Origin of the sequence: Microcoleus sp. Pol11C3 (assembly GCF_036701485.1) — a bacterium.
Taxonomy (GTDB): domain Bacteria; phylum Cyanobacteriota; class Cyanobacteriia; order Cyanobacteriales; family Microcoleaceae; genus Microcoleus.
Genome location: NZ_JAUBQW010000186.1, coordinates 1 through 9,539 on the forward strand (window position 1 = coordinate 1; position 9,539 = coordinate 9,539).

The following is a 9,539-nucleotide window of genomic DNA, read 5'->3' on the forward strand; positions in this document are numbered from 1 at the left end:
TATTCATTTTTTATTGTCACAATCAAGTATTGCATATAATTGTATCAGAGTCTTGATAATGATTTAGGATTGCTATACTGTGCACCAACTAGCAATAATTTATGCCAATCAAGAGGAAGTAGCCAAGGCGATCGCACTTTATGAACAATCTCTGGAACTTAAGGAAAAGATTGGCGATGTTCAAGGGAAAGCTGCTACTTTCGCAATGTTGGGACAATTGTTAGCATCGCAGGGAGATTTTGAGAAAGCCTTGAATTATTTGCAGCAATCTTTGGATATTTTGCAGCATTTGCGATCGCCCGACGCGGAGACAGTGAGGCGAATTATTGCTAAAGTTCAGCAGATGGCTAATGGCTGAAGAAAGTTTAGCCCGATTCTCTGCCGCCCGAAACCAGCCTGCGGCAATCTGAAACCTAAAAACTCCTACACAAAACGTTACATATTTGTTACCATCGGGGCGAGTCTGTTCTCAGCAGCCTCTGTGTTAACCTTCTAAACTAACCACTATGAGTCAACCTCCCTCAGCAATTCCCGCCTCCGAAGAGTCCGCCGCCGAAACCCCCACAGCGCTGACAAACACTGCACCTCCACCGAGTTATGTCAAACTGGCGATGCGGAACATGGTTCGCAAGCGGGCGACTTCTCTGTTTCATTTTGCCTTGACAGCCGCCGGACTTTTGGGCGTACTCGTCGGTTTGGCTTTTCTCGATCGATATTTCAATTCTTGATCGGGGATTGAAACAATCAGCCTCTAATTTCGAGCTCTATTTTCATCTTTCACAAATAGGGAGTTAAGCTGATTGTGTTCCCGGCCCGTTACAATCTCCAACAGATTATTGTAGATGCCTGCTAAAAGCAAAAAGTAATTCTGGTCGATCGCGCAATTGGAATTTGTAAAAAAATTGAATATATCCCTTGACAGGAGAGCAAAAAAATGTTAATTGAGGTGAACGTCGAAGACTGTTACGGGCTCGCCCAGCAGTCAGCCGACGCTTCCAACCTCCCTGAGAGTGCAGCCAGCGGGGAGATTTTGGCCGAAACCTGGGAAAATTGGTTTAGCGTTTGGCTGGAAAACCAGGCGGCGGATGTGCCAGCGGCCCCGGCCTACGAAGTCAGTCTGCGTTTAACCGCTGATACGGAAATGCAAGCCCTCAACCTCCAGTACCGCCAGCTAGATCGATCAACCGATGTACTAGCTTTCGCAGCTTTAGAGGTAGACTGTCCTCAGCTAGAGGAAATGCAGTCATCGGAACCCCTATACTTGGGTGATATCGTCATCTCGATCGATACAGCTAACCGACAAGCTCAGCAGCAAGGACATCCCCTGAAGACCGAACTAGCTTGGCTGGCAGCCCACGGTTTTCTGCATCTTTTGGGCTGGGATCACCCGGATGAAGAAAGTCTGACTCAAATGCTCGATCAACAGGAAACATTGCTGCGGGCGATCGGTCTTACGATCCAAACAGCATAACTGAAGTTGATGGTTATTTAACAAATCATGTCACATCCAACATAACTTTCTGAAATTAAACCAAAGCTTTAGTAAAAACTTAGAAAAGTTACCTAGACTTGATGAAGTTAATTTGAAAAGTTTAGCTTTCATTCATCTCTGTAAATTAAAGTTGGTTCTTTATGACACTAGATAGACCCTCAATTTCATCACAAATCGCACAGTTTCTGCCCATGCCTCAAGACTCTTCTAGCCAGACAGTCCACGAGCCTAAAAAAGCCTTGAAATACAACCGAGAGCTCTCCTGGAAAATCGCATCTAGCTTAGCTACGAGTTTTAGATACGCTTGGGGGGGTCTGCGGTATGCTTTTGAAACTCAGCGCAATTTTCGGATTCACACTGTTATTGGCACATTGGCGATCGGACTCGGGCTATTTTTGCAACTACAACCTGTAGAAATATCTGTGATCGGCGTCACCATTGGCATAGTTTTAGCAATGGAACTGTTGAATACGGCGATCGAATCGGTGGTAGACTTGACCGTCGGGCAATCTTACCACGAACTAGCCAGAATTGCCAAAGACTGCGCTGCCGGAGCAGTTTTGGTATCGGCAATGGCTGCGATCATCGTCGGTGCTGCACTTCTGCTTCCTCCTTTGTGGACAGTCGTTCAAATTGCGATCGCCCGTCAGTAACTTATTGAACCCAGAAAATTTTAGGTTTTAGATGACCAATTTAAGATTTTTAGTTTTATTCGTCTATATTGCAGCTATTTTTATCTCCGGCATCTATCTAAAATCTTGAAACCCTTGCTTTCAGGCAGCGAGTCAATCTAAAATCTAAAATCTAAAACCTAAAATCTAACTTAACCCGTGATTATAGTCATCGATAACTACGACAGCTTTACATACAATTTGGTACAGTATCTAGGAGAACTCGGTGCTGAGTTGCCGGTAGCAAGCGAAGTGCAAGTCTACCGAAACGACCAAATCTCCTTAGCCGAAATTCGCCAATTGCAGCCAGCAGCAGTGGTGATTTCTCCAGGCCCGGGGCGGCCAGAAGATGCGGGAATTTCTCTAGAATTAATCAAAGAATTGGGGCCGACTCTGCCAATTTTAGGCGTGTGCCTCGGACATCAAAGTATCGGTCAAGTATTCGGCGGCAAAATTGTTTCTGCACCCGTGTTGATGCACGGCAAAACTTCTCAGGTAGAACACGCAGGAACCGGAGTTTTTCAGGGCGTCGAATCGCCGATGATTGCAACTCGCTATCACAGTTTAGTAATTGAAAAGCAGAGTTGTCCAGAAGTTTTGGAAATTACGGCTTGGGTTGAAGACGGAACTATTATGGGCGTGCGGCACCGCGAATATCCGCACATTGAAGGCGTACAGTTTCACCCGGAAAGTATTTTGACGACTTCGGGAAAGCAATTATTGCGAAATTTCTTGGAAAGACTTTAGTTGAATTTCTCTGAATTTGTAGGGTTCGCTATTATAGCACCTTACGGTAAGACTAGGGTGCACATTTTCGCACCTGAACCGCCCCAAAAAGGATACAAGCCCCCGAAAATCGTCGTGGTGAATCCAAAATTTTAGACTCCTGTTCGAGATTCCAGATTCAATGCTGCAAGTAAATCTAAAATCTAAAATCTAAAATCGACTGGCGGTGTTTTGTGGTATAACAACAAACGACCAACACCCGACAACCGCAACCACAAGATGAAACGGCGACAATTAATACGTTACGCACAGACGGGTTTGCTAGCAGCTTTAGCAACTGGTTTACCATCTGGATGGGAAAGCTATCAAGCTCAAACTGCTGATTCTTTGTCGGTTCAGTGGTTGGGCCACACTTGCTTCTTGTTCGCTGGAGGCGGTGCGAGGGTGCTGGTGAATCCTTTTCGCCCCCTGGGCTGTACCGCAGGCTATCGCTCTCCTAAAGTGCCAACAGATTTGATTCTGATTAGCAGTCGGTTGCTCGATGAAGGGGCGGTAGACGGATTCGCGGGCAATCCCGGCCTTTTGTACGAGCCCGGGGCTTACAGGTCTAACGGGCTGCGGATTCAAGGGATTCGGACGGAAAAAGACCGTGAGGGAGGACGACGATTTGGGGTCAATGTGGCTTGGCTGTGGCAGCAAGCGGGCGTTAAGATTTTACACTTGGGCGGAGTTGCTGGCCCGATCGGCATTGAAGAACAAATCTTAATCGGGCGGCCCGATGTAGTGCTGATTCCCGTGGGCGGCGGGCCGAAAGCTTACACTCCGGCGGAAGCGAAGCAAACTTTGCAACTTCTCAAACCAAAGATGGTGATTCCAACACATTTCAAAACCCAAGCCGCCGATGCTGCTGCGTGCGATTTGGTGCCACTAGATGAATTCTTGGCGCTGATGGATGGTACGCCGGTGCGCCGATTGAATAATGACACGATTTCGATCAAATCTGCTGACTTGCCCCAAACTGGTTCGGTGATTGAGGTTTTGAGTTACAGATTTAGCGGTTGATGGCGGATTGCTCAGCTTGCGTTATAGTAAGGAAGTTTTGGTCGATCGGGGATGTAAGAGAAATTTCTCTCCACCTTAGCCTCTGGCAACCTTGCCTTTTGTCCAGATTTGGCTAACTTAACAATTCATGTTCACTGTTTTATCTCCTAAGGAAATGCAAGCGCAATGAAAAATCAAAATTTACCTAGCTGGATGAAACAACTCACAGGTTTCGCAGGAATAATCGGCGCTAGCGCGTTGATTGGTTTCCCGGCTGGGGCTCACATCAACTCCAACACCAATGTGAAGAATGCAACTCCAACTCAACAAGTTGCAGGAAATGTGAAAACCGCTGCTTCACCGGCACCAATGGCTTCACCCAAACCAATGGCTTCACCGGCACCAATGGCCGCCACTAAAGATATTGTCGCTATTGCATCTGGCGACGCTCATTTCAAGACGCTGACGAAGGCTTTGACAGCAGCAGGTTTGGTTACAACTTTACGAGGCAAAGGCCCTTTCACTGTTTTTGCTCCGACTGACGCGGCATTTGCTGCTTTGCCCACAGGAACTTTGGATGATTTGCTCAAACCGGCCAACAAAGCCAAACTTACTAAGATTTTAACTTACCACGTTGTTCCGGGTGCGGTTTTATCCACTAGCCTGAAATCCGGCGATGTGAAAAGTGTGGAAGGCAGCTCGCTGAACGTGGCAGTTAGCGCAGGCAAAGTTACTGTCAGTGGCGCTAATGTTGTGAAAGCTGATATCAAAGCTAGCAACGGCGTTATTCACGTAATTGACAAGGTGTTGATGCCCCCTGATGGGATGTAAAAATAGCCATTTTTGCATCAATTGATGTCAGATTCGGTTAAATGAAGGCGAAGTAAGGACACAACAATGTTGTGTCCTTATTTGTATGGCAGGCAATTCTGAATTAATCTAGATCAAGCTTTGGCTAGCTGCAGGTACTTACAAAAATGGCTGCCAACCCTTACCCCGATAGCCAAAATCGAAGATTTCGGGATGGAGAATTTCTGCTAAAATTTCTAACGAATCAACCAATCTCGGTCCCGGCCGATTAAAGTAAGAATTGCCGTCACTTATGTAAACTTTCCCCGTTTTTACTGCTTGCAAATTAGGCCATTCTGCGTATTTAGTTATCTGCATTGCTTCGCTGCGAGTGCGACTTAAATCAAAGCCGCAAGGCATGAAAATAATTACATCGGGATTAGCTTCTACTAGCGATTCCCATTTTAACCAAGGGGAATGTTCCCCGACAATTCCAAACAGCGAATTGCCTCCCGCCATTGCCACTAATTCGGGAATCCAGTTACCCGCAGCCATCAAAGGCTCAATCCACTCGATGCAAGCTACTTTGGGAACTCTCTCTTTTGTGGTAAGAATAGATGATGCTTGTATTTTCGAGGTAATAGCATCGATGCGGGATTGCAAAAGGTCGATCACACTTTTGCCATTTACGCCCAAAGCATCAGCAACTCGCTGAATATCCGTCCAGATTTCTGCTAGCAAATTCGGCTGCAAAGAAATAATTTCTGGCTTACTATTTACCAGCGTACTTACTGCTTGTTCTACCTCTGTTAGAGAACAAGCGCAGACTTCACATTGAGCTTGAGTAATAATGTGAGTCGGCTGCAATTTTTCCAAAGTACCTATTTCTACTTTATAGACACTCAGCGCATTTTGCAACAATTCTGTCACGCGGTTGTGAATTTCGCTGCTAGTTCCTTCGGGATTAAATTTAGGCTGAGTGCAAACAGGTAAATTTTGGACTTCTGGGGGATAATCGCATTCGTGGGAACGGCCCACAATTGCATCGGTTAATCCTAAAACTGCTACAATTTCGGTGGCACTGGGAATTAGAGAGACAATTCTTGGTTGGTTCATTGGTTTTCTGTTTTTTACCGATTCGGAAGCACAGGCGGGACGCCCGTGCCACAATAAAAGAGAGTGTTAAACTTTCAACTTTTTTAAGTATTGCAAATCTTGCCATGCTTGAATGAGATTACCTTGCATCAGAGCCGCTACACCGTTTAAAACTCTAATTTCCGGTAGGTTGGAGTTGAGAGCGAGAGCAGGTTTTAAGGCTGTTTGAGCGGCTTTGGGATGCCAGCCGTACAGGTGTACGAAAGCGAGATAGGCGTAAGCGTAAGGGTTTTTTGAGTCGAGTTGGGTAACTTTTTCTAACGCGGCGATCGCACTTTTGACATTCTGCTGCAATACCCGAGAAAATGCCAAAGCATAAGCCAATTCTAGATTATTTGGTTCCTGCTTCAACCGATATTCTAACGCTTGTTCCGCTTGCACGGTATAATCTTGAATTGGATCGTACTGATTGATGCGGCCAATCTGCTCGAACACGGGTTCTAAACCGGGCAATCCTTTGGGTAAATTAACCGCCATCGCCCGCAATTGAGTTACCAAATCTAACTCGGGCTTATCTGTATTATCATCGTTTCCAGGCTCTGCCTGAGAACGCATATCCAGAGGCTCTGCCTCGATCTTAACACTAATTGCCGGCACCTTAATCGGATAAGTTTCCCCGGTTTTCCGATTTAGATAAGTAGCTTGCAGATTGTAATTTCCCGGTGCAATATTAGCAGGAGGAAGCATCGCGGTGCGATCGACAACTCGAAACCCCACACCAAATTTATCTGCTTCCAGAATCCCCGGATGTAACGTCCCCTGGGCGATCGCGCGATCGTGTAAAATCCTGAAACTCTTTCCCGATGAAATATTGCCAGACTGCTGATTTTCCCATGTTACCAACACTAAACCCGACTGCAACTCCTGCCAAGGCCCAGACCAAGTATAAGTAATCGGCAGCGCGACTCCGGGAAATGCTTTTGCAGCGACAGTAACTCGATCTAATTGTACTTGCGATCGCGCTTCATTCAACGGCTGTATTTCGACAGGCTGCACCCGCTTGTGATAAAGATTTAAATTAGTATAATCTGGCAAAACCCAAGTTTTGTCCAACTCAAATTTATCACCTTTTTCAATCGCAGCCACCGCTGCATTTTGAGCCTTTTTAATCCCTTCGCGAATCGAACCTTGCGAACCACTTTTAGTTACGAACCAAGAGAGCGATCGCACATCTTGCGGCACTTCTTTTAAATTCGTTCCCACCTGCCGCCCGTAAACCTGAAAATTCGCCAAAGCACCGTAAAAATTCAAATTATGCTGGTTAATTTCCGGCGTCGAAGGTAACACGCCTAAAGTAGATTGCAAATAAGGTTCCCTATCAATAATTTCTGCAATTACCTCACGGTGCGGCCACTCTTTCCCTAAGTAAGGATAGTTAGAATTGCCGGGACTGATAATTTGAACTAAGCTATGTCCAAAAGCACCTCCCAGCGGCCAGATATGGAACAGCATCGCCAGAATTGCCAAGCCAATTGTACCCCAGCGAATTTGTCGTCCCCACCGAGAAGGCCACAGCGTTAAACAGTAGGCTAAGAAAATAGATAAAACTGGTAAATAAGGTATCACATATCGGTCGTCTTTGTTGATATTTAGAGAATTAATTAAATAAGCTCCTCCCCAGAAAACAGCCAGCCAGCGACATGAGTTGAGATGCAAGATTGACGAACTATTTTGCCTGCGACGCCAATAAAGTATCAATCCTACTAAGGGAACAAGTAACAGAGGCAAAGAAACGTGTTCGGGTAAGTGTTGACCGTAGTAAATCCAAGCGTCGATCGTATTGAGGGCTGGATCTCCTTCGGCGATCGCAGAATCCACTGTTGCCCGTTTTCCCCCGGTCAAAATTAACAGCCAATTGGTTTTCGCCCACGGGCCAAACACAGCGGCTGACAGCAACAAACTACCTGCTAATTGACCTAATCTTCCCCAAGCTTTGTGCCGCACAGCACCCGCAGCCAACCACACAATCGGAGTAAACAGAAATAATACAGTCGTGTGTTTAACTAATATTGATAAGCCGAGAGAAATTCCAAAGGTGATCGCCCAAAAGAAAGACGATGGGGAGAGTGGGGGAGTGGGGGAGGGGGAGAATTTATACTTTTCCTTTGTTCGTTCCTCCAACTGACTTCTATTGGTTACATCCGTTGCCGAACTTCCTTCTTCCTTCTTCCTTCTTCCTTCAGAAGCCTTCCACATTGTCAAACAATAGAAAGCAAAAGTAATAGCCGCAGTGAGGGGATAGTCGAGCAAAAATTGCAAGCGGAACCGATAAAGTCCGGGTAACAAAACGCAAATAGCAGCGGCCCACAAACCGACTTGCCGGTTAAATAATTGGACGCCCAGACTGTAGACTGAGGCGAGCAGAATGGCACTAAATAATAAATGAACGAGGGTTGCCCGATCCCCCCCAGTACCGAACACCTGAAGAAACGGAACCGTTAAGATGTACACCAAGGGCGGAATTTTCGTCGAAAGTAGCCAGAAGTTTGTCCACCACTCCCCGGAAAACCACTGAGGATGCTGCAACACCTGCAAGTAGTTCAGGGTGCTAGTGAGGTATTCTGCCTGATCCCACGCGGGTACAGATCGATCGAGGGCAAACCAGAGGCGATCGCTAATTGCCCCCAGCAGCCAAATTATGCCTAAGACAAGCAGACTCTTGCCCTCGCTGTCCCGATGTTGCTGTGCCATTGCGATTCTTGGATTTTAGGTTGCAGCTTTTAGCTTACAGGGGGGCGGTTCCGGGCGATCGAAAAATTTATTGAGAAAAGTGCTTGCTAAATTCGGTATGTGTCTGCTAAGATAGTAAAGCGCGAAAAAACAAGCCGGGATAGCTCAGTTGGTAGAGCAGTGGACTGAAAATCCACGTGTCACGAGTTCAAGTCTCGTTCCTGGCATCGCAAAGCCCTCACAAAGTTGAGGGTTTTTTTTTAGGAAAAATGCGGGCAATGCAGTCAATTATCTAACTTGATATGCCTGAAAGTTTAGCTGACGAGATTGATTAATCTGTTCGACGTGAATATTTAAAGCTGTGGAGAAGCGTTCACCCCCGCCGAGAATAGTTTTTAGGGTGAATTATTTAACTGTCTTATTTTTGAGTGAGGTAGCCAGCTAGTTCTGGAATTTCACCCGCGCGCTGCCACTCGACTTCCCCGCGCCGGACTTTAGTTCGGGCTGTGATTTCCTGAATCTCCCATAATTGCAATTTGGTATAGGGCCCCTTGGCTTCTCCGCTGCGAAACACGTACCATTGAGGAACTTCAGGAGTGGGCTGGGTCGATGTCTCACAGGCTTCATCCGATTCATTCCACTTGTGGCTTTGAGTTGAGTGCCAGTTGCGTAAGTCCTGTTTAACTTTTTATGTTGAAAAAGGATTGAGATTAGGATGAGGCTAATCTTTTCCAGGAATAACAAGTTTTTGACTTACAACCGCAGATAAACACAAATGACCCCAGATGGATATAGGCTTTGGCAGCATTCTTAAAAAAATCTCTAAATCAAACCCCACTCTTTTTCACCACCACTTCCACCTTTTCCGTCGTCCATTCCTCACTCGCATCAGTCACAACCGTAATCTTTCGCTTAGGGTTAAGTAGTTAGACAGAATTAATTACACAAATACATAGTAGAATGATATTCCATGCAAAATTATGAGTTAATTAGAA

General features: G+C 46.0%; 10 protein-coding genes and 1 tRNA gene. 8 read left to right on the plus strand and 3 right to left on the minus strand.

What is annotated here, in order from left to right:
- Positions 1 to 79 precede the first annotated feature (79 nt).
- From QUA40_RS26060 to QUA40_RS26090, 7 genes are all read left to right on the plus strand, one after another.
- Positions 80 to 358, plus strand: a complete 279-nt coding sequence (locus QUA40_RS26060; RefSeq protein WP_333131249.1) for a tetratricopeptide repeat protein — start codon at positions 80 to 82, stop codon at positions 356 to 358.
- A 148-nt stretch (positions 359 to 506) separates the two neighbouring features.
- Positions 507 to 728 (plus strand): DUF3285 domain-containing protein, encoded by a 222-nt coding sequence (locus QUA40_RS26065; protein WP_333131251.1) that lies wholly within the window; start codon positions 507 to 509, stop codon positions 726 to 728.
- 206 nt (positions 729 to 934) lie between these two features.
- Complete coding sequence (gene ybeY / locus QUA40_RS26070) at positions 935 to 1,471, plus strand: rRNA maturation RNase YbeY (protein WP_333131253.1); 537 nt, start codon at positions 935 to 937, stop codon at positions 1,469 to 1,471.
- A 161-nt stretch (positions 1,472 to 1,632) separates the two neighbouring features.
- Positions 1,633 to 2,145, plus strand: coding sequence for a diacylglycerol kinase family protein (locus tag QUA40_RS26075; protein WP_333131255.1), 513 nt, complete (start codon positions 1,633 to 1,635; stop codon positions 2,143 to 2,145).
- Between the two features lie 177 nt (positions 2,146 to 2,322).
- Positions 2,323 to 2,910 carry an anthranilate synthase component II gene (locus QUA40_RS26080; RefSeq protein WP_190741181.1) on the plus strand — a complete coding sequence of 196 codons (588 nt, stop codon included), beginning with the start codon at positions 2,323 to 2,325 and terminating at the stop codon, positions 2,908 to 2,910.
- 258 nt (positions 2,911 to 3,168) lie between these two features.
- Positions 3,169 to 3,951, plus strand: a complete 783-nt coding sequence (locus QUA40_RS26085) for an MBL fold metallo-hydrolase (protein ID WP_333131259.1) — start codon at positions 3,169 to 3,171, stop codon at positions 3,949 to 3,951.
- A gap of 165 nt (positions 3,952 to 4,116) precedes the next feature.
- On the plus strand, positions 4,117 to 4,761 hold the full coding sequence (locus tag QUA40_RS26090; protein ID WP_333131261.1) for a fasciclin domain-containing protein: 645 nt from the start codon (positions 4,117 to 4,119) through the stop codon (positions 4,759 to 4,761).
- Positions 4,762 to 4,899: 138 nt separating this feature from the next.
- Here QUA40_RS26090 and QUA40_RS26095 read toward each other — a convergent pair whose 3' ends face one another.
- Both QUA40_RS26095 and QUA40_RS26100 read right to left on the minus strand, forming a co-directional pair.
- Positions 4,900 to 5,835: a cobalamin-binding protein gene (locus tag QUA40_RS26095; RefSeq protein WP_333131263.1), complete on the minus strand. Its 936-nt coding sequence runs from the start codon at positions 5,833 to 5,835 to the stop codon at positions 4,900 to 4,902.
- A 66-nt stretch (positions 5,836 to 5,901) separates the two neighbouring features.
- Positions 5,902 to 8,565, minus strand: coding sequence for a glycosyltransferase family 39 protein (locus tag QUA40_RS26100; protein WP_333131265.1), 2,664 nt, complete (start codon positions 8,563 to 8,565; stop codon positions 5,902 to 5,904).
- A 133-nt stretch (positions 8,566 to 8,698) separates the two neighbouring features.
- On the opposite strand from QUA40_RS26100, the gene QUA40_RS26105 reads away from it, so the two are divergent.
- A tRNA-Phe gene (locus QUA40_RS26105) sits at positions 8,699 to 8,771 on the plus strand.
- A gap of 191 nt (positions 8,772 to 8,962) precedes the next feature.
- Here QUA40_RS26105 and QUA40_RS26110 read toward each other — a convergent pair.
- Positions 8,963 to 9,118 (minus strand): GYF domain-containing protein, encoded by a 156-nt coding sequence (locus QUA40_RS26110; protein WP_333131267.1) that lies wholly within the window; start codon positions 9,116 to 9,118, stop codon positions 8,963 to 8,965.
- Positions 9,119 to 9,539: the final 421 nt, after the last annotated feature.